Consider the following 18,467-nt stretch of genomic DNA (forward strand, 5'->3'; position numbering starts at 1 on the left):
ACAGCCGCACATCGCACATTACGATTGGCCACGGGCCGCGACGCGTGCGATGTGATCGTCGCACGCCCCTTCCCGAGGAGGACATCATGGGAGCACCGCTCAGCGGTGACAGTGCTGCCCAGGAACCGTCCAGACCACCCCTCACCGACCGCGATCTCGAACTCCTCGCCTTCGAACGCCAATGGTGGCGTCACGCGGGCGCCAAGGAGCAAGCCATCAAGGAGACCTTCGGGTTCTCGGCCACCCGCTACTACCAGTTGCTCGGCGAGCTGATCGACAGACCGGAGGCGCTGGAGCAGGACCCGATGCTGGTCAAACGGTTGCGAAGGTTGCGCTCCACCCGTCAGCGTGACCGTGCGGCGAGACGGCTCGGCATGCGCCCCTGACCGGCTGGGTACGGCAGCCGCGTGAGGAACATCCCTGGAATGGAAGCGATCCTTAAAGATCCGTCCGGCGCCGTGATCGGGCTCGACTTCGACGGAACCCTGTCGCCGATCGTGCCCGATCCCGCCTCCGCCCGGATCCACCCCGAGGCCCCCGCCGTACTCGCCGAGCTGGGCGCCCACGTCGGCGCCGTGGCCATCGTGACCGGCAGGCCGGCGGCCACCGCGCTCGAACTCGGGCCCGGCCTGGCCGACGTGCCCGGTCTCGTGGTGCTCGGCCACTACGGCTTCGAGCGGTGGGAGCACGGACGCGTCTCGGCGCCGCCGCCTCCGCCCGGCGTGCCCCGCGCCCGGGCCGAGCTGCCGCTGCTGCTCGACTCGCTCGGGCTGCACGGCGTGGTGATCGAGGACAAGGGCCGGGCGGTGGCCGTGCACACCAGGCGCGCCCCCGACCCCGAGGGCGCGCTGGCCGCGTTGCGCGAGCCGCTGGCCGGGCTGGCCGACAAGCACGGTCTGGTGATCGAGCCCGGACGCATGGTCCTGGAGCTGCGGCCGCCCGGCATGGACAAGGGCCACGCGCTCGGGCTGTTCCTGGCCGAGCGGGACGCCAGGTCCGTCATGTTCGTCGGCGACGACCTCGGCGACCTGGCCGCGTTCGAGGCCGTACGCGCCTCGGGGCTGCCCGGCGTGACCGTGTGCAGCGGCTCGGCGGAGGTGACCGCGCTGGCCGAACGGGCCGACATCGTGGTCGACGGGCCCGACGGCGTGGTGGCGTTGCTGCGGGAGCTGACGACGGCCTTCAGCCGTCCCTGAGTTCAGCCGTTCGTGAGCCGGCTCGCGGCCTTCGCCGTCTTCGAGCCGGCTCGCGGCTTTCAGTCGTTCGTGATTGGGCTGCAAGTGGCGGGTTCTACGTTGGTGCCCATGTCAAGACGATCTCTCGCTGTCGCCGCTTCGGTTGCGTCCCTGGCGGCCGTGCTCGCCGTGCCCGGGGCCGCCTCCGCCGCCCCCGCCCAGCAGCTCAAGTTGCGCGGCGGCCTGACGCTCTACATCCCGATCGAGTGGGTGGTCCACCGTCAGGGGGCCGACTATGTGCAGGTGGTCACCGGCCGTTGCGCCAAGCCGCGGGGCTGGGGCTCGCCCGAGTGCGACGCGTTCTACATCCTCGGCCCCGACGCGATCAAGCGGGGCGCGGAGGGCTTCGGACCCTACACGGGCAAGAACCCGTACTATCCGGCCAGTGACGTGCAGCCCTGCCCGTTCAACCGGAAGTGGGGCGAGGTCATCGGCCCCAAGGTCACCAGGGGCTACCGGCAGATGGGGGCCGGGCACAAGGCCGCCTACAACGCCTGGCAGGCCAAGTGCGTCAGCTACTCGGGCAACGGCGTGAAGGCCCGCTTCACGCAGCGCGAGTGGTACCTGCCGAAGAGCCGGATCCTCGTCGTGGACCAGTGGGACACGCCCGGCCTGGCCGACACGCTCAAGTACGCCGACTGGACATGAGCACCCCGGTCACCGCGACAGCGATGATCACCGGCACCAGCACGAACGCGGTCCCGGTGCCGTAGCCGTCGGCCAGCGAGCCGAGCAGCAGCGGGCCGACCGCCATGGCGGCGCCCGCCCACACGGGCGAGGCGGCCGCCGCCCGGTCCGCCCGGTCGCCGGAGGCGGCGATCAGCGAGCTCAGCGCGAGCGGAAATTGCAGCGACGCGCCCAGCCCGCTCAGCGCCAGCCCCGCGTACGACAGCACCGGCGCGCCGCTCGTCCAGAACAGCAGCCAGCCGAGCGCCATCAGCCCCAGGGCGCCGACGAACAGCGGCGTGGCCGGCAGCCGCAGCGCGAGCTGCGCGCCCGCGAACCTGCCCGCCGCCATGCCGCTGACGAACGCCGTCAGCCCGGTCGCCGCGACGGCCGCCGTCACGCCGGTCCTGAGGGCGAACAGGTCGGCGGCCCACAGGTTGAACGAGAACTCCAGGGCCACGCAGCAGAACAGCACGGCCCCGGCCAGATGGAAGCGCCACCGGCCGCCCTCCCGCGCCTGGACGCCGCCCAGGGCGACCACGTCGTCCTCCCCTTCCACGCCCTGCCGGGGCGCGGGCCAGGAGCGGCCCAGCGCCAGTGCGAGCAGGACGCTGACCGCCGGGGTGATCAGCAGGGCGGCCCGCCAGCCGAGCGCGCTCTGCGCCACCTGGCTGAGCACGAACGTCGCCACGATCCCCACCAGCACGCCCACGGCGTTGGCCTCGCTGAGCGCGGCCGGCCCCGCGGGCCCGTGGTGGTCGCTGAGCTCGGCCATCGCCGCGTAGAGCATGACCGAGCCGAAGCCGCCGGCCACGCCGTAGCCCAGCAGCGTCAGGGGCAGCGCGGAGGTGGCCATGACCAGCAGCACGCCGGCGTTCATCCCGGCCAGGCCGACCCAGCACGTCACACGCCGGCCGAGGAGCCTGGTGAGCAGGGGCAGGGTGAGGCCGGCGCCGACCGTGCCGAGCGCCATGGCGGTGCCGTGCAGCCCGGCGACGGTGGCCGTGGTGCGCTGGTCGGCGCGCAGGAGCGGCAGGGCGGCGCTGAGGCCGTACATGAAGGTGGCGAACGCGCCGAGCAGGAGATAGATCAGCCAGGTCGGACGGTCCCGGAGGAGTCGGATGGGCACTGAGACCGTCGACACCCGGCAGCCTCCGTCATTGGCAGTGAATCCGACTTCTCATGTTAAAGCAGAGCATCGAGCTGGGATTCCAGCCACTTGTGCGGCGGCAGCGCGGTGGCCGCCTCGTACAGCCGGTCGCGGCGGCGCCTGCGCTCGTCCTCGGGCATCACCAGGGCCTCGTGCAGCGCGGCCGCCGTGCCGCTCACGTCGTAGGGGTTGACCACCAGCGCGTACGGCCCCAGCTCGGCCGCCGCCCCCGCCTCGCGCGAGAGCACCAGGGCGCAGCGCGGCGACAGGACGGGCCCCTCCTTGGCCACCAGGTTCATGCCGTCGCGGATGGGGTTGACCAGCAGCACGTCCGCCAGGCGGTAGGCGGCCAGCGAGCGCGGGTAGTCGTCGTTGACGTTGAGGATGACCGGGTCCCAGTCCTCGGTGGCGTACTCGTCCTCGATCTCGCGCGCGCAGCGCTGCACCGACGCGGTGTACTCGCGGTATTCGGGCAGGTCGTGCCGGCTCGGGTAGGCGAAGGCCAGGTGGACCACCTTGCCGTGCCACTCCGGATGGGCGGCCAGGAACTCCCGGTAGGCCAGCAGCCCGCGCACGATGTTCTTGGACAGCTCGGTGCGGTCGATGCGGACGATCAGCCGCCGCCCGGCCACCTGCTCGGCGAGCGCGGCCATGTGCGACTCGACGTCGGGCTCGCAGGCCCGCGCCCACAGCGCAGCGCCGTCCACGCCCAGGCTGTGCACGCCGACGCGCGTCTTCCTGCCCTCGTGGGTGACCGTGCGGGCCGCGCGGTCCACCCGCGCGCCCAGCAGCGCCTCGCAGCAGTCCATGAACGCCGCCGCCCACCGCGCGGTGAGGAAGCCCGCGTGGTCGGCCCCCAGGATGCCGTCCAGGACCTCCCTGGTCACCGCGTCGGGCAGCAGGGAGAAGTACTCCGGGGGCGCCCACGGCGTGTGGCTGAAATGGGCGATGCGCAGGTCGGGGCGCTCGGCGCGGAGCATCGCCGGGGTGAGCGTCAGGTGGTAGTCCTGGACCATCACGCGTGCGCCGTGCCCGGCCTCCTCGGCCAGCGCCAGCGCGAACGCGCCGTTGTAGTCGCGGTAGGACTCCCACTCGCGCCGGAACTTGGTGCCGAAGCTGGGGGAGTTGGGGATGTCGTACAGCAGGTGGTTGACGAACCACAGGGTCGAGTTGGCCACGGCGTTGTAGGCGCGGTGGAAGGTGGCCGCGGGGATGTCGAGCATCCGCAACGCGCCCGTGTCGTAGCCCGTCCGGTCGAGCCGGCCCCCCGGAGCGAGGCGTACGGCGCTGCGGTCGCCGTCGGACAGCGCGGCGCACACCCACAGCACGCCGTGCTCCTTGGCCACCCCCGACAGGCCCGAGACCAGGCCCCCACCACCGCGTTTCATGGTCAGCTCACCGTCGTCGTCGACGGTGAAGGAGACCGGCCCGCGGTTGGACGCCACGAGAACGCTGTTCATTTGGGCTCCCTTCGCCCATAGGATCCCAGCTATGGCGCTAGATGAGCTAACCGAGGAACTCGCCCGCTCGGCCGCGGCCGGAGACCATCGCGCGCTCGGCGAGCTCCTGGCCAGGATCGAGCCTGACGTGATGCGCCACTGCGCCCGGATCCTGCCCTATCACCAGGACGCGGAAGAAGCCTCGCAGGACACACTGCTGGCCGTGGCGCGCAACATCGGGCGGTTCGAGGGGCGGGCCAGGTTCAGCACCTGGCTGCACATCGTGACCGCCAACTGCGCGCGCACCACGTACCGGTCGCTGAAGCGCAGGGCCGCCGAGCAGACGTCGGAGGAGCTGCCGATGCAGAAGCCGGACGCGCGGCGGGTCAGCGTGATCGCCGGCTCGCGGCTCGACCTGCTCGACGCGATGGAGGCGCTGGAGGCCGACAAGCCCGACCTGGCCCAGGCGCTGGTGCTGCGCGACATCGTCCAGCTCGACTACAACGAGGTGGCCGAGCAGCTCAACATCCCGCTCGGTACCGCCAAGTCCCGCATCCACCAGGCCCGCAAGTACGTGCAGGGAGTCCTCGGGGAGGACTATCGGTGAGACAAGCTTTCTCACCTTCTGAGATGGGTGGCCGTTTCGGCCACTTGAGAAGGTAGAGTCCCTTTCGACAACTGAATATTGCTCATCCAGAGGGGTGGAGGGACCGGCCCTGCGAAGCCCCGGCAACCCTCCCGGCTTGTACTCGCGACCTGGCGAGGCCGACCGGGACAAGGTGCCAATTCCGGTTCGCGGTCAAGGTGGCCGCGGGCGAAGATGAGGGAAGGCCTCGCTTCATGTCGCTCGACTTTGGTCCTGCCGTCGCTCTGTCCTGCCGCGAGTGCGGCACGCGCTACCCCCTGGGCCCCAGCTTCGCCTGCCTGGAGTGTTTCGGGCCGCTCGAAGCGGCCTACTCCTTCGGCCAGGTGACCCGCGCGGACATCGAGTCCGGCCCCGCCAACATCTGGCGCTACCGTTCCCTGCTTCCGGTCCCCGCCGACGTGGCGAGCAAGCCCAACATGAACCCGGGCTGGACGAAGCTGGTCAAGGCCGGCAACCTCGGCAAGGCGCTCGGCCTCCGGTCCCTGTTCGTGAAGGACGACTCGGGCAACCCCACCCACTCCTTCAAGGATCGCGTGGTCGCCATCGCCGTCGAGGCGGCCAGGAACTTCGGGTTCCACACGCTCTCCTGCTCCTCCACGGGCAACCTCGCCGGCGCGGTCACCGCCGCCGCCGCGCGGGCCGGCCTCGACGCGTGCGTGTTCATCCCGGCCGACCTCGAAGCGGCCAAGATCGCCATGGCCCGGGTGTTCGGCGGCCGGCTGGTCGGGATCGAGGGCACCTACGACGAGGTCAACCGGTTCTGTTCCGAGCTGATCGGTGACCCGCTGGGCGAGAGGTGGGGGTTCGTCAACGTCAACCTGCGGCCGTACTACGCCGAGGGGTCCAAGACGCTCGCGTACGAGATCGCCGAGCAGCTCGGCTGGCGGCTGCCGGAGCAGATCGTCATCCCCATCGCCTCGGGCTCCCAGCTCACGAAGATCGACAAGGGGTTCAAGGAGCTGATCGCGCTCGGGCTGGTCGAGGACACGCCGTACAAGGTGTTCGGGGCGCAGGCGGCCGGGTGCTCGCCGGTCTCGACGGCGTACAAGGCGGGGCACGACGTGGTCCAGCCGGTCAAGCCGGACACGATCGCCAAGTCGCTGGCCATCGGCAACCCCGCCGACGGGCCGTACGTGCTGGACATCGCCCGGCGTACCGGCGGGGGTGTCGAGGACGTCACCGACCCGGAGATCGTCGCCGCGATCAAGCTCCTGGCCTCCACCGAGGGCATCTTCGCCGAGACCGCGGGCGGCGTCACGGTGGGCGTGCTGAAGAAGCTCGTCGAGACGGGCAGGCTCGACCCCGAGGCCGAGACCGTGGTCCTGAACACCGGCGACGGCCTCAAGACGCTCGACGCGATCAGCGACGACGCGCGGCCCACCGCCGTGATCCGGCCCTCTCTCGACGCGTTCCGCGCGACTGTCTGACAATCCAGGAAAGGCAACAAAAACCATGAGCGTTTCTGTGCGGATTCCCACCATTCTGCGCACTTACACCGGGGGTAACGCCGAAGTGAGTGGCGAAGGGGCGACTCTTCGTGACGTTCTCGCCAAGCTCGACTCCGACTACCCGGGGATCGGCGCGAGAATTCTGGATGAATCGGGCAAGATTCGTCGTTTTGTCAACGTTTACGTTGGCGAAGAGGATGTCCGTTTCGTCGAAGGCTTGGACACTCCCGCCCCCGAAGGCACACAGATCTCCATCATCCCCGCCGTCGCGGGCGGCTGACCGCCGGACCCCCCGACTCTTGAAGGCGCCCCTTGTGGGCGCCTTCTTGTTTTAGAACCCAATTCAACTCGAACGACTCAGCCTTCGATGAAATTAGCGGTTTGTCGATTGACTCTGTTGCCAAACCCCGTGCCACAGGTATGGTCGAGGGCGATCGTATGGCTGATTTTCCCAAAAGTCAGGCGATTACAGGTCTCGCGGAGGAATGGGCGAGATCTGCGAGCCCAGTAAGAGGAGTCGGAAGTGGCGCAGGGCACCGTCAAGTGGTTCAACGCGGACAAGGGCTACGGCTTCATCGCGGTAGACGGTGGTAAGGATGTATTCGTCCATTACTCAGCGATCATGATGGACGGGTACCGATCTCTCGAACAGGGTCAGCGCGTCGAGTTCGAGATCACGCAGGGCCAGAAGGGGCCGCAGGCGGAGTCCGTCCGCGCGGTCTGACCCACCGTCGCCGGTGTGAACCGGGCGGCACGCGCGGCAGCGCAGTCCGCGTGAGCCCGCCACTGTTTCCTCCGTCGGCTTCGCACGGCGGGCCGCACCTCCTGGGGCGGCTCGCCGTACGAACCGGTGTGCCCGATGACCTGCCCGATGACCTGGGGCAGGGGGCCCGTGGCTTGCACTCGGCAGGGTAGAGTGCTAAACAGTTCGTTGGCACTCTGTATGGCAGAGTGCCAACAACCCGGATCGAGACGATGGGGTCTGCCGAACGGAGATGCAGACCCATGCCGTCGCGGGCGTCGGCTCGGTCCAGCACACGCCACCCTGCATCTGGGAGGTCTAGCCTTATGGCAGCCAAGATGATCGCGTTTGACGAGGACGCCCGGCGCGGTCTCGAGCGCGGTATGAACCAGCTCGCCGACGCCGTCAAGGTGACCCTTGGTCCCAAGGGGCGCAACGTCGTGCTGGAGAAGAAGTGGGGCGCTCCCACGATCACCAACGACGGCGTCTCCATCGCCAAGGAGATCGAGCTCGAGGACCCGTGGGAGAAGATCGGCGCCGAGCTGGTCAAGGAAGTCGCCAAGAAGACTGACGACGTCGCCGGCGACGGCACCACCACGGCCACCGTGCTCGCCCAGGCGCTGGTGCGCGAAGGTCTGCGCAACGTCGCCGCCGGCGCCAACCCGATGGCACTGAAGAAGGGCATCGAGGCCGCCGTCGAGCGCGTCAGCGAGGAGCTCTCCAAGCTGGCCAAGGACGTGGAGACCAAGGAGCAGATCGCCTCCACCGCCTCCATCTCCGCCGCCGACCCCGAGATCGGCTCGCTCATCGCCGAGGCGATGGACAAGGTCGGCAAGGAAGGCGTCATCACCGTCGAGGAGAGCAACACCTTCGGTCTCGAGCTCGAGCTCACCGAGGGCATGCGCTTCGACAAGGGCATGACGTCGATGTACTTCGTGACCGACTCCGACCGTATGGAGGCCGTGCTCGAAGACCCGTACATCCTGATCGTCAACAGCAAGGTCTCGGCCAACAAGGACCTGCTGCCGCTGCTCGACAAGGTCGTGCAGTCCGGCAAGCCGCTGCTGATCATCGCCGAGGACGTCGACGGCGAGGCTCTGGCGACCCTGGTGGTCAACAAGATCCGCGGCCTGTTCCGCTCCGTGGCCGTCAAGGCCCCGGGCTTCGGCGACCGCCGCAAGGCCATGCTGGGCGACATCGCGATCCTGACCGGTGGTCAGGTCATCGCCGAGGAGGTCGGCCTCAAGCTGGAGACCGCCACCCTCGACCTGCTCGGCCGCGCCCGCAAGGTCGTGGTGACCAAGGACGAGACCACCATCGTCGACGGCGCCGGTGACGCCGAGGCGATCTCCGGCCGGGTCAACGAGATCCGCGCCGAGATCGAGCGCACCGACTCCGACTACGACCGTGAGAAGCTGCAGGAGCGCCTGGCCAAGCTGGCCGGTGGCGTGGCGGTCATCAAGGCCGGCGCGGCGACCGAGGTCGAGCTCAAGGAGCGCAAGCACCGCATCGAGGACGCCGTGCGCAACGCCAAGGCGGCCGTCGAGGAGGGCATCGTCCCCGGCGGTGGCGTGGCGCTGCTGCAGGCCGGCGCCAAGGCGTTCGACAAGCTCGAGCTCAACGGCGACGAGGCCACCGGCGCGGCGATCGTGAAGAAGGCTCTGGAGGAGCCGCTCAAGCAGATCGCGGTCAACGCCGGTCTCGAGGGTGGCGTCGTCGTGGAGAAGGTGCGCAACCTGACCCCGGGCGAGGGCCTCAACGCCGCTTCCGGCGAGTACGTCAACATGTTCGAGTCCGGGATCATCGACCCGGCCAAGGTGACGCGCTCCGCGCTGCAGAACGCCGCCTCCATCGCGGCGCTCTTCCTGACCACCGAGGCCGTCATCGCGGAGAAGCCCGAGAAGACCCCTGCTGCTCCGGCCGGCATGCCCGGCGGCGGCGACATGGACTTCTAGGCTTCGCCTGGTCGCTGACGCATCAGAAGGCGGTTCGGATCTCCAAGGATCCGGCCGCCTTTTGTTGTGTCCAGTGCGGTCACGTTTAGTAGTTATTGACTACGGAAAGTAACGACACGAAGTGACATTCACCGCACAAAAGGAGTAGTTACATGAATTCCCGCACCGCGCGCGTTCTCGGGCTCGGCGCCGTCATGCTGGCCGCCGCTGCCGCCATGACCATGCCGGCCGAGGCCGACGACCACGGTTACCTGGACGAGTCGCTGGAGTACGTGGACGTACCCTACTGCGCGGGCTACCTGGAGCTGTACGACCGCGACTACTGCGCCTCGCCGTCGAGGTGGACGTCGTCGGACCAGCGTGAGGACCTGTCGGACGCCTTCGAGGACGAGTCGTCCGACGATCGCGCGGACGTGTCGGACGAGAGCGAGGACACGTCGGCGAACGAGGGCGCGGACGTGTCGGACGAGAGCGAGGACGCCTCGGCGAACGAGGGCGCCGACGAGGGTTCCGACGAGGGCGAGGACATGTCGGCGGACGAGCGTGAGGACACCTCGACCGACGCTCCCGGGGACATCACGTTCGCGGACGGCACCGTGCAGGACGACTGAACCCGTCTGGGTGACGCGGGGGCGTACGAGACCCGACGCGGCACCACGGCGAAGGCGCTCCGTATGCGAACGGGGCGCCTTCGCCGCGGTGTTGTGCCGAACTCGGCCCCCGAACCCGGGCCCAGAACTCGGACGCTGAACTCAGACGCTGAACCCGGACGCTGAACTCAGACGCTGAACTCAGATGCTGAACTCAGATGCCGAAGTGCGCGATGACGTGACCGCGGGCCAGCGTGTTGGCGGTGATGTTGAAGCCGACCACGGCCGGGCTCGCGTCGCTGCCGACGCCCAGCTTGTCGACCCCGAGCGCGTGCACCGTGAAGACGTAGCGGTGGGGGTCGCCGGGCGGGGGAGCGGCGCCGCCGTAGTCTTTGGTGCCGTAGTCGTTGCGGGCGTGGACCGCGCCGGCGGGCAGGCCCTTGAAGTCGGGGCCGGTGCCCGCGCCCCTGGGGAGCTCGGCGGTGTCGCCGGGAAGGTCGAACAGCACCCAGTGCCAGAAGCCGCTGCCGGTGGGGGCGTCGGGGTCGTGGCAGGTGACGGCGTAGCCGCGGGTGCCCTCCGGGGCGCCGGACCAGCGCAGCTGCGGCGAGACGTTCCCGCCGGTCATCCCCCAGTCGTTGAAGACGTGGAGGTCGTTCAGCCGCTCGCCGTCCTGGATGTCGTCGCTCTCCACCACGAGCGCGGGGACGGAGGGCAGGTGTTCATGCGGAAGCGGTGCGGGCACGGCATCCTCCTAGGTTGACAGCTCCTTCAGGCCATCCTAGAAGCGGCCGCGCCCGCCCTCCGTCAGGCGCCGAGCTGCGCCGGGAGCGGCTTGTCGTGCAGGACCGTGAGCGAGGTGACCGCTCGGGTCAGGACCACGTACAGGCGGGCCAGGCCGCGGGGCTCGGCCTCGACGATGTCGGCGGGCTCGACGACGATCACGTGGTCGTACTCCAGGCCCTTGGCGAGCGTGGCGGGCACGATCAGCAGGCGGTGCTCCTGCGCCGAGTCGGGGTCGAGCACCGCGTGCGGCAGGCCGGACAGCGCCTCGGACACCGCGGCGACCATCGCGTCGGGGACGATGACGCCGATCGAGCCCTCCCTGGCCAGCACCTCCCGGGCGGCCTCGGCGACCGTGCCGCCCTGCCGGACCGTGAGCGAGCCCGCGCCCGGACGCAGCGACCGCGGGGCGGCCAGTGCCGGGGCGATCGAGGGCAGCAGGCGGGCCGCGTAGTCGAGCACCTCGCGCGGCACGCGGAAGCCGAGCGTCAGCTCGGTCACCTCGCCCTCGTCCTGGCCGAGGTGCTTCAGCACGGTCTCCCACGAGCTGGTGGACCACGGCGTGGTGCCCTGGGCCAGGTCGCCGAGCACGGTGGCCGAGCCGTTGCGGCAGCGCCGGCCGAGCGCCCGCAGCTGCATCTCCGACAGGTCCTGGGCCTCGTCCACGACGAGGTGGCCCAGGGACGGCGTGCGTTCCATGAGGTCGTTCAGCTCGTCGAGGAGCGCGCCGTCGGCGGCCGACCATTTGGCCGACTTCCAGCTCCGATAAGGCTTCCGCCAAAGCAGCATTTCCTGCTCGTCGGGCGACAAATCGGTTTTGGCGGCTTTAGTGAGGAATTCTGGGTCTGACAGCAGGCGGTGAAGGACCTGTTCGGGCGTCAGTTTCGGCCACACGGCCTCGACGAGCTGCTTGACCGGCTTGGACCTGGCCACCGCGTCCTGGACCCGGTCGTCGGGCGACTCGCCGCGCTGCTCCATGCGTACGAGCACCTGGTGGGCCAGGCGCTGGGCCAGCGCGGCCCGCCCCGGCAGGTAGCGGGTGGTGCCGCGCAGGGACGCCACCATCTCGCGCACCTCGTGATCGGCGACCCGGTAGCGGTAGGCGCCCTTCGTGAAGACCAGGCCGTCCTCGGGCTTCACGATGTGCATCCAGAGCGCCCGTTCGAGCACCGCGGCCATCCTGGCGTCGCCCTTGACCGCGGAGACCGCCGGGTCCTCCTGGGCGGCGTGCTCGCCGAGCAGCCCGGCCACCGTGGTCTGGTCGACCTTGACCTCGCCCAGCGCGGGCAGGACGGAGGAGATGTAGGACAGGAACGCCCGGTTCGGTCCGACGATCATCACGCCCGACCTGGCCAGCCGCTCGCGATGGGTGAACAGCAGGTACGCGGCCCGGTGGAGGCCCACGGCGGTCTTCCCGGTGCCGGGGGCGCCCTGGACGCACACGGTCTGGGCCAGCGTCGCGCGGACGATCTCGTCCTGGTCGGGCTGGATGGTGGCCACGATGTCGCGCATCGGGCCGGTGCGCGGGCGTTCGATCTCCTCGGTAAGGATCTTCGAGGGGCCGACCTCGCCGCCCTCGCCGAGCGGCTCGTCCTCGAACGCGGTCAGCGCGCCGCCGTGGTACCCGAAGCGGCGGCGGCGTACGACGCCCATGGGTTCGGCGGGGCTGGCCTGGTAGAACGCGCGGGACACCGGCGCGCGCCAGTCGATGACCAGCGGCCGGCTGGTGCCGTCGTGCACGTGGCGGCGGCCGACGTAGATGGTGACCGGCAGGTCGTCGCCGCCCTCGCGGTCGAGCCGGCCGAAGAACAGCGGCGTGTCCGGATGGTCGGCCAGGGCGGCCACGCGCTGGTCCAGCAGCGACTGGAGGATCTGCTGCGAGACCCAGTCGCCGGCCGCGTCGGCCGACAACGACTGGGCGTGGGCCCGCATCGCCGTGAGCGCGGCCCTGGACTCGGCCAGGTGGGCCTGCTCGGCGGAGAGCACGTCGGAGGGTATGTCGGGGGCCAGTTGATGTGCGGGCACGCGGAAGCGCCTCCCAAGGTCGGAAACGGAGGTGGTCAAGGCAGCGAATCGACCAGTTTAGCGGCGGCCTTCCGGTGGCTCCAAAGCATTTACCTGTCCCCGGCGGGGTAAGGAGGGAAGGTGGCGCGGCTTCGCCTCGGCTTCTCGCCGATGATCCCCACGGTCGCGAGCTTCCTGCTGGCGGCGCTCTGGGGCCTGTCGGTCTTCGCCGGCTGGGGGCTGGAGGCGTTCTGCGCGGGCGGCGGGCCCTCGTCGGCGTGCTCCCAGCGCCTCGGCACGGTCTCCACGGTGTCGGGGGTGTTCGCCGCGGTGGCCGCCTGCTCCACGCTGGCCGCCTGGCTGGTCCCCGCGTCACGACACGACCCGCGCACGTTCGGCCGCCTCATGGGGACGGGCGTCGCCACGTGGATCGTCGCCGGAGGGGTGCTGTTCCTCGGCGGCCTGCTCGCCAGGTAGGTCCTGGCGTCAGCTGGACGCCAGGGCCACTGTGGGAGGCAGGTGGGAGGCCCTGATCGCCGGGTAGATCCCGGCGATCGCGCCGACGGCCAGCGTGGCGGCGAAGGCGCCGGCCAGCACCCACGCGGGCACCGTGGGGGGCCAGCCCTGCCACAGGGCGTACCCGGCGGTCACCAGTCCGCCGAGTGCGAGCCCTGCCACTCCGCCGAGCACCGACAGCAGCAGCGACTCTGTCAGGAACTGGATTCTGATCTGCCCACGTGTGGCGCCCAGCGCGCGACGTAGCCCGATCTCTTTGCGGCGCTCCAGCACCGAGATCACCATCGTGTTGGCCACGCCCACGCCGCCGACGAGCAGTGCGACTGCGCCAAGTCCGAGCAGCAGGTTGGTGAAGGTGCCCGCAGCGGCCGCGCGGGCGACCAGCGCGTCCGACGGGCGGGAGACCGCGATCTCGTGCGGTCGCTCCGGGCTGACCGTCCGCGCAAGCATGCCTCTGACCTGCTCCACCGATTCCTCACTCGACCGCTCGTACACGGTGGTGGGGTGACCGTCGAATCCGAGCCGCTCCTGCGCGACCGGGAAACCGATCAGCGCGGCACGGTCGATCTCCGGCGCGAGCGGCACCGGGGCGAGGATCCCGGTCACGGTGAACCACCGGTCGCCCACCCACACCTGGACTCCGGTACGGCTGACGCCGAGCCGCTGGGCGGCGACCGAGCCGAGGACGACGGCCGGCTGGCGGGCGATCGCCTCGTCGAACCAGCGTCCGGTGCCCACGCGTCCATCGAGTGTGCTCAGCAGGTCCAGGGAGGTGGCCTGAACGGTCAGCCCGCCTGTGTCCTCCTTGGGGATGCGGTCGGTCCTGCGGACGCTCGCGTCCACGGTGCCGGTGACACTGGCGTCGGTGACGCCGGAGATCCTGCGTACCATGAGGGCGGCGTCCGGATGCAGCTTGACCGGATCGCCCATGAGCGCCTTGCCGGGTTCCACCCGCAGCAGGTTGGTGCCAAGCTGATCGAGCTGACGCAGCAGCTGCTCCTGGCCGGACGCCGAGATGCCGATCACCGAGATCATCGTCGCGATGCCGATGGCGATACCGAGCGCGGACATCACCACGCGCGATGTTCTGGCCCGCAGGCCCGCGGCGCCGACCCTGGCCACGTCGCGTGGCCGTAGGCGGACGGGTGCGAGTGAGGTCATGCGTCCTCCCCGATGCTGCCGTCCTGGATGCGGACCCGTCTCGGGCACCACTGAGCGATGTCCATGTCGTGAGTGATCATGACGATGGTGGTGCCCACGGCGTGAAGCTCGCGCAGAACGGCGAGCACCTGCCGGCCCGAGGCGGAGTCGAGGTTGCCGGTGGGTTCGTCGGCGAGCAGCAGCGGCGGGTCGCCGACGACGGCTCGGGCGATGGCCACGCGCTGCTGTTCGCCTCCGGACAGCTGGTGCGGACGGTGGTCCAGCCGGTGAGCGAGGCCGACGCGTTCCAGCGCCGCCTGGGCGCGTTCGCGGCGTTCGGTCAGCGGACGTCCCGCGTAGAGGAGGCCGTCAGCCACGTTGTCGAGGATCGGGACCCCGGCGGCCAGGTGAAACTGCTGAAAGACGAAGCCCAGGTGGAGCGCGCGCAGGACGGACAGCTGGCGATCGGTCAGCGTGCTGACGTCGTGCCCAGCGATGCGGACGGTGCCAGACGTGGGGCGATCCAGGGTACCCAGGAGGTTGAGCAGCGTCGACTTGCCCGATCCGGATGGGCCGATGATGGCCAGCAGCTCTCCTTCGGCGACCTTCAGGTTCACGCCGCGCAGCGCCTCGACAGTGTCGTTGTGGCGTTTCCTGACGTTCTCGACCTCAATGATCATGCAGCCGGCACCCCGACCTTCATGCCCGCTTCCAGCCCAGGGCCGAAGATCTCGACACGCCCTCCGCCATACGCACCGGTCTTGACGGAGACCACGCGCCCACCGATCTCCACCCCGTAACCACCGTCGGCGGTGGCCAGCAGCGCCTCGACAGGGACGCTCAGGACGTCGCGCCTGCTGATGCTCTCCAGCAGCACGGTGACGGGCGTCTGGTCAGCGAGCCCACTCTTGAGCTTGGCGAGCCGGACGCCGACGTCGATGGTGGCGTCGCCCTCGCGCGACTTGGCCACCGCGCCGACCGTGACCAACGTCCCGGCGACCGTGCCGCCGCCGGGCAGCTCCACCTTCACCATGGCGCCCTTCCTGGCCAGCGCAAGGTCGGCGACGTCAAGGTCGAGGTGGACGAGGCGGTCGGTGCCGGTCGCTGCGAACACCTGGCGGCCAGGGGAGATGCTGTCGCCGACTGCCACGTCCGCCTTCGCGATTCTGATCTTCGATGGCAGGAACACGACCTGCTCGGCGTCCACGACTCCGGTCTGCGGGAGGCCGGCGCGCTTCTGCCACGCCCGTACGGCGCGAGCGGTGGCCCGCGAGAACCGGTCGTCGATGGTGACGTCCTTGCCGTAGCCGAGCGCCTTCAGTGCCTTCTCCAGCTGGCGAACGTCGGGCCCGCCCTTGACTCCCTGGCGGAGCGGCCGGTAGAGCGGCAGCTTGCCGTACATCAGCACGACGGGCTTGCGGTCCACGCGATAGAGCACCTGGCCCTGACGCAGGATCCGGCCAGGGGCGGCCACCGCTGTGATCGTCCCGGCGATGTGACCGCGCACGGCTTGCTCTCCCGTGAAGATGATCTTGCCGGAGAGCGAGGTCGTGTCGGTCAGGTCACCGCGGACGACGTCCGCCGTGGCCTGTGGTGGCGGCGAAGCGGCGGCCGTGTCGCTCTCGCCGCCCATGGACAGGGCGGCGGCGGTTCCCGTCACCACAGCCGCAGCGGCGGCCAGGCCGACGAGCATGCGTTTCATCTCTGTTCCTTTCATCGAGGCAGCAGGTGACGGCACTCGTTCTGCGCCTTCTCGAAGGCCGCGCGGTCCTTGTCGTCGACGTCGACCTGGTAGTTGCCGGTCTTGGGGTCGGGGTCGTGAACCTTCATGCCGCGCTCTCGCATGCACTTGGCGAATGCGGTCACGGCGTCGATGTAGGCGGCGTCGACCTTCTTGGCCAGCCCCCCGGCCTCCCTCCACTTGGCGCAGGTCTGCTGGGCCTTGTCGAAGGCGGCGAGGTCCTTGATGGCGTAGCCCTCATCGCCGACGGTGTCCGGAAAGTCGTCGATGCCGTTGTCGCGCACGCACTGGGCGAACTTCACCTCGGCATCGGAGGCGTAGAGCGACTGCTGGGCCTGGGGCGAGGCCTGCGTGCCGCCTCCAGAGCACGCGGTGGCCAAGGCGAGCAGGAGCAGGGCGGTGAGCTTCTTCATGGATCCCCTCGATCCGGCTGGTGGTGGATGCGAGTCGAGTAGATCCGGATCGCCCTAACATCGCAGTTACGCGATCGTGTTATGTCGGGGTTATGCCGCGTTCGGCAGGTTTGGCATCTTCAGGTGAAGGAGGGACTCCCTTGCGCGTGTTGATCGTCGAGGACGAGGAGATGCTCGCGGATTCGATCGCCGAAGGGCTGCGCGCCGAGGCGATGGCCGTGGATGTCGCCTATGACGGGGAGAGCGCGCTCGAACGACTCGGCGTCCACGACTATGACGTGCTCGTCCTGGACCGTGACCTGCCTGGCGTGCACGGTGACGATGTCGCCAGGACAGTGGTCGGATCTGAATGCGCTGTGCGCGTTCTCATGCTCACTGCCGCCTCGGACGTGCCGTCCAGGGTCTCGGGGCTGTCGCTGGGCGCCGACGACTACCTCACCAAGCCGTTCGCCTTCGAAGAGCTGCTGGCCCGCATCCACGCACTGGGCCGACGCGCTTCGCGTGCCGACCCGCCGCAGCTGGAACGCTCCGGGATCCGGCTCGACCAGGCCCGCCGCGAGGTCTACCGCGACGGGCGCTACGTCGCGATGGCCCGCAAGGAGTTCGCCGTGTGCCGAGCTGCTGAAGGCAGGTGGCACCGTCGTGTCCGCCGAGCAACTGCTGGAGAAGGCCTGGGACGAGAACGCCGACCCCTTCACCAACACCGTGCGGGTGACGATGATGCGCCTGCGCCGCAAGCTGGGCGAGCCTCAGGTCATCGAGACCGTCCAGGGAGTGGGGTACCGGATCCTGTGAAGCTGTCCGTCCGCCTGCGGCTCACGCTGCTGTACAGCGGAATCTTCTTCATTTCCGGCGTGCTGGTGCTGGGCATCAGCTTCCTGATCGTCCGGGGAATCCTGGACGACACCCGCCTCAGGCTGCAGGCCGCCCCCGAGTTCTTGCCCAGCCACGCCGTCCTGGAGCCGAGCGGGAAGGTGGTGCTGGTCAAGGTCTCCAAGCGGGACGTGCTCAACGGCCAGCAGAACTACGAGCAGGCGACGATGACCCGCTTCCTCCTCCAGGCCGGGCTGGTCGTCGTCCTGCTGGGGGCGCTCGCCACGATTGCGGGCTGGATGGTGAGCGGGCGCGTCCTCAAGCCCCTCTACCAGGTCACCGATACCGCGCGGCGGGTCGCCCACGGCCACAATCTCGCCGAGCGCATCGCCTACACCGGCTCCAACCATGACGTCAAGGACCTGGCCGACACCTTCGATTTGATGCTCGCCCGCCTGGCGCACGCCTTCGACGTGCAGAAACGTTTCATCGCCAACGCCTCGCACGAGCTGCGCACACCCCTGGCGATCAACCGGACGCTGGTGGACGTGGCTCTGCGCAGGCCCGACGCCACCCCTGACACCCAGCGGCTCGGCGAATCACTGCTGGTCGTCAACACTCGGCACGAGCGTCTCATCGACGGCCTGCTCGCGCTGGCCGAGAGCGACAGGCCCGTCCTGGAACGCCATCAGCCCGTGGACCTGTCCGAGGTCGCCTCCCACGTCGTCGACCACGCCGGTGAGGAGGCCGACGCCAAGAGCATCGTCCTGCACCAGGCGCTGACGCCCGCGCCGACCAAGGGCGACCCCGTCCTGCTCGAACGGCTGGCGCAGAATCTCGTGGAGAACGCCATCAGGCACAACGTCCAGGGCGGCGAGGTCTGGGTGACGACCAGGCTGGGCGACGGCGAAGCGGAGCTGTCCGTGGCCAACAGTGGTCCGATCGTGCCCGCCTACGACCTGGAAACGATCTTTGAGCCGTTCCGCCGCCTGCGAGCCGACCGGGTGCGCTCCGACCGTGGCACCGGGCTGGGCCTGTCCATCGTGCGTGCTACCGCCCGAGCCCATGGAGGCACGGTGGTGGCCGAACCACGCGAGGAAGGCGGGCTGACGGTGACCGTGCGCCTGCCCTCATCGCCTCCGCTGTGACGCCGTTGCCCACATGACCTGCACCGGGCTGAGCGGTG

19 protein-coding genes, 1 pseudogene and 1 riboswitch are annotated in these 18,467 nt (G+C 69.7%); of the genes and pseudogenes, 12 read left to right on the top strand and 8 right to left on the bottom strand.

Translation table 11 applies throughout. From position 1 onward, the window contains the following. Positions 1-86: 86 nt before the first annotated feature. From ACIA8R_RS11800 to ACIA8R_RS11810, 3 genes are all read left to right on the top strand, one after another. Positions 87-386: a DUF3263 domain-containing protein gene (locus tag ACIA8R_RS11800; protein ID WP_357696652.1), complete on the top strand. Its 300-nt coding sequence runs from the start codon at positions 87-89 to the stop codon at positions 384-386. Positions 387-425: 39 nt separating this feature from the next. Beyond that, positions 426-1,196: a trehalose-phosphatase gene (otsB, locus tag ACIA8R_RS11805; RefSeq protein WP_357696650.1), complete on the top strand. Its 771-nt coding sequence runs from the start codon at positions 426-428 to the stop codon at positions 1,194-1,196. A gap of 108 nt (positions 1,197-1,304) precedes the next feature. Continuing rightward, entirely contained in the window at positions 1,305-1,883 is a 579-nt protein-coding gene (locus tag ACIA8R_RS11810; RefSeq protein ID WP_364095467.1) for a hypothetical protein, read from the top strand. Here ACIA8R_RS11810 and ACIA8R_RS11815 read toward each other — a convergent pair. After that, on the bottom strand, positions 1,861-3,045 hold the full coding sequence (locus ACIA8R_RS11815; protein WP_397038048.1) for an MFS transporter: 1,185 nt from the start codon (positions 3,043-3,045) through the stop codon (positions 1,861-1,863). The two genes, ACIA8R_RS11810 and ACIA8R_RS11815, sit on opposite strands and share 23 nt — an antisense overlap. A 41-nt stretch (positions 3,046-3,086) precedes the next feature. Then, positions 3,087-4,511 (bottom strand): trehalose-6-phosphate synthase, encoded by a 1,425-nt coding sequence (locus ACIA8R_RS11820; protein ID WP_357696644.1) that lies wholly within the window; start codon positions 4,509-4,511, stop codon positions 3,087-3,089. A gap of 31 nt (positions 4,512-4,542) precedes the next feature. Between ACIA8R_RS11820 and ACIA8R_RS11825 the strand changes: the two genes are divergently transcribed. The 6 genes from ACIA8R_RS11825 (at position 4,543) to ACIA8R_RS11850 (ending at position 9,892) form a co-directional block, all read left to right on the top strand. Continuing rightward, the gene (locus ACIA8R_RS11825; RefSeq protein ID WP_189654051.1) at positions 4,543-5,097 is read left to right on the top strand and encodes an RNA polymerase sigma factor; all 555 of its coding nucleotides are present in this window, start codon (positions 4,543-4,545) and stop codon (positions 5,095-5,097) included. Between the two features lie 79 nt (positions 5,098-5,176). After that, a riboswitch (SAM riboswitch) is annotated at positions 5,177-5,317 on the top strand. Positions 5,318-5,330: 13 nt separating this feature from the next. Further along, complete coding sequence (thrC, locus tag ACIA8R_RS11830; protein WP_357696642.1) at positions 5,331-6,563, top strand: threonine synthase; 1,233 nt, start codon at positions 5,331-5,333, stop codon at positions 6,561-6,563. 25 nt (positions 6,564-6,588) lie between these two features. After that, complete coding sequence (locus tag ACIA8R_RS11835; RefSeq protein WP_364095458.1) at positions 6,589-6,864, top strand: MoaD/ThiS family protein; 276 nt, start codon at positions 6,589-6,591, stop codon at positions 6,862-6,864. A 243-nt stretch (positions 6,865-7,107) separates the two neighbouring features. Beyond that, complete coding sequence (locus tag ACIA8R_RS11840) at positions 7,108-7,308, top strand: cold-shock protein (protein ID WP_068927743.1); 201 nt, start codon at positions 7,108-7,110, stop codon at positions 7,306-7,308. Between the two features lie 344 nt (positions 7,309-7,652). Then, a complete protein-coding gene (gene groL, locus ACIA8R_RS11845; protein ID WP_357696638.1) occupies positions 7,653-9,281 on the top strand; it encodes a chaperonin GroEL in 1,629 nt (542 codons plus the stop codon). A gap of 152 nt (positions 9,282-9,433) precedes the next feature. Further along, positions 9,434-9,892 (top strand): hypothetical protein, encoded by a 459-nt coding sequence (locus ACIA8R_RS11850; protein ID WP_397038052.1) that lies wholly within the window; start codon positions 9,434-9,436, stop codon positions 9,890-9,892. A 193-nt stretch (positions 9,893-10,085) separates the two neighbouring features. Here the strand turns inward: ACIA8R_RS11850 and ACIA8R_RS11855 are convergent, their stop codons facing one another. Continuing rightward, positions 10,086-10,616, bottom strand: a complete 531-nt coding sequence (locus ACIA8R_RS11855; protein ID WP_357696634.1) for a YbhB/YbcL family Raf kinase inhibitor-like protein — start codon at positions 10,614-10,616, stop codon at positions 10,086-10,088. 62 nt (positions 10,617-10,678) lie between these two features. Then, a complete protein-coding gene (locus tag ACIA8R_RS11860) occupies positions 10,679-12,679 on the bottom strand; it encodes a HelD family protein (protein ID WP_397038054.1) in 2,001 nt (666 codons plus the stop codon). A gap of 120 nt (positions 12,680-12,799) precedes the next feature. Here ACIA8R_RS11860 and ACIA8R_RS11865 point away from each other — a divergent pair, with 120 nt between their 5' ends. Further along, positions 12,800-13,135 (top strand): hypothetical protein, encoded by a 336-nt coding sequence (locus ACIA8R_RS11865; RefSeq protein WP_357696630.1) that lies wholly within the window; start codon positions 12,800-12,802, stop codon positions 13,133-13,135. A 9-nt stretch (positions 13,136-13,144) separates the two neighbouring features. Here ACIA8R_RS11865 and ACIA8R_RS11870 read toward each other — a convergent pair whose 3' ends face one another. The 4 genes from ACIA8R_RS11870 to ACIA8R_RS11885 are packed head-to-tail and all read right to left on the bottom strand — an operon-like array spanning position 13,145 to position 16,468. Beyond that, positions 13,145-14,335 (bottom strand): ABC transporter permease, encoded by a 1,191-nt coding sequence (locus tag ACIA8R_RS11870; RefSeq protein WP_397038056.1) that lies wholly within the window; start codon positions 14,333-14,335, stop codon positions 13,145-13,147. Further along, positions 14,332-14,994 (bottom strand): ABC transporter ATP-binding protein, encoded by a 663-nt coding sequence (locus ACIA8R_RS11875; protein ID WP_397038058.1) that lies wholly within the window; start codon positions 14,992-14,994, stop codon positions 14,332-14,334. The genes ACIA8R_RS11870 and ACIA8R_RS11875 overlap by 4 nt, the downstream gene beginning before the upstream one ends. After that, positions 14,991-16,016: a peptidoglycan-binding protein gene (locus ACIA8R_RS11880; protein ID WP_397038060.1), complete on the bottom strand. Its 1,026-nt coding sequence runs from the start codon at positions 16,014-16,016 to the stop codon at positions 14,991-14,993. The genes ACIA8R_RS11875 and ACIA8R_RS11880 overlap by 4 nt, the downstream gene beginning before the upstream one ends. Before the next feature lie 11 nt (positions 16,017-16,027). Further along, positions 16,028-16,468, bottom strand: coding sequence for a hypothetical protein (locus tag ACIA8R_RS11885; protein WP_364095439.1), 441 nt, complete (start codon positions 16,466-16,468; stop codon positions 16,028-16,030). Between the two features lie 140 nt (positions 16,469-16,608). On the opposite strand from ACIA8R_RS11885, the pseudogene ACIA8R_RS11890 reads away from it, so the two are divergent. Beyond that, positions 16,609-17,263, top strand: a pseudogene (locus ACIA8R_RS11890) (response regulator transcription factor). Continuing rightward, the gene (locus tag ACIA8R_RS11895) at positions 17,260-18,429 is read left to right on the top strand and encodes a sensor histidine kinase (RefSeq protein WP_397038062.1); all 1,170 of its coding nucleotides are present in this window, start codon (positions 17,260-17,262) and stop codon (positions 18,427-18,429) included. The pseudogene ACIA8R_RS11890 and the gene ACIA8R_RS11895 overlap by 4 nt, the downstream one beginning before the upstream one ends. The last annotated feature ends 38 nt before the right edge of the window (positions 18,430-18,467 follow it).

Origin of the sequence: Nonomuraea sp. NPDC051191 (assembly GCF_044455665.1) — a bacterium.
Taxonomy (GTDB): domain Bacteria; phylum Actinomycetota; class Actinomycetes; order Streptosporangiales; family Streptosporangiaceae; genus Nonomuraea.

Excerpts from the sequence above, each read along its gene's own strand:
- ACIA8R_RS11800 (WP_357696652.1), top strand. The coding sequence starts at position 87 with ATGGGAGCACCGCTCAGCGGTGACAGTGCTGCCCAGGAACCGTCCAGA.
- otsB (WP_357696650.1), top strand. The coding sequence starts at position 426 with ATGGAAGCGATCCTTAAAGATCCGTCCGGCGCCGTGATCGGGCTCGAC.
- ACIA8R_RS11810 (WP_364095467.1), top strand. The coding sequence starts at position 1,305 with ATGTCAAGACGATCTCTCGCTGTCGCCGCTTCGGTTGCGTCCCTGGCG.
- ACIA8R_RS11820 (WP_357696644.1), bottom strand. The coding sequence starts at position 4,511 with ATGAACAGCGTTCTCGTGGCGTCCAACCGCGGGCCGGTCTCCTTCACC.
- ACIA8R_RS11825 (WP_189654051.1), top strand. The coding sequence starts at position 4,543 with ATGGCGCTAGATGAGCTAACCGAGGAACTCGCCCGCTCGGCCGCGGCC.
- thrC (WP_357696642.1), top strand. The coding sequence starts at position 5,331 with ATGTCGCTCGACTTTGGTCCTGCCGTCGCTCTGTCCTGCCGCGAGTGC.
- ACIA8R_RS11835 (WP_364095458.1), top strand. The coding sequence starts at position 6,589 with ATGAGCGTTTCTGTGCGGATTCCCACCATTCTGCGCACTTACACCGGG.
- groL (WP_357696638.1), top strand. The coding sequence starts at position 7,653 with ATGGCAGCCAAGATGATCGCGTTTGACGAGGACGCCCGGCGCGGTCTC.
- ACIA8R_RS11850 (WP_397038052.1), top strand. The coding sequence starts at position 9,434 with ATGAATTCCCGCACCGCGCGCGTTCTCGGGCTCGGCGCCGTCATGCTG.
- ACIA8R_RS11870 (WP_397038056.1), bottom strand. The coding sequence starts at position 14,335 with ATGACCTCACTCGCACCCGTCCGCCTACGGCCACGCGACGTGGCCAGG.
- ACIA8R_RS11875 (WP_397038058.1), bottom strand. The coding sequence starts at position 14,994 with ATGATCATTGAGGTCGAGAACGTCAGGAAACGCCACAACGACACTGTC.
- ACIA8R_RS11880 (WP_397038060.1), bottom strand. The coding sequence starts at position 16,016 with ATGAAACGCATGCTCGTCGGCCTGGCCGCCGCTGCGGCTGTGGTGACG.
- ACIA8R_RS11885 (WP_364095439.1), bottom strand. The coding sequence starts at position 16,468 with ATGAAGAAGCTCACCGCCCTGCTCCTGCTCGCCTTGGCCACCGCGTGC.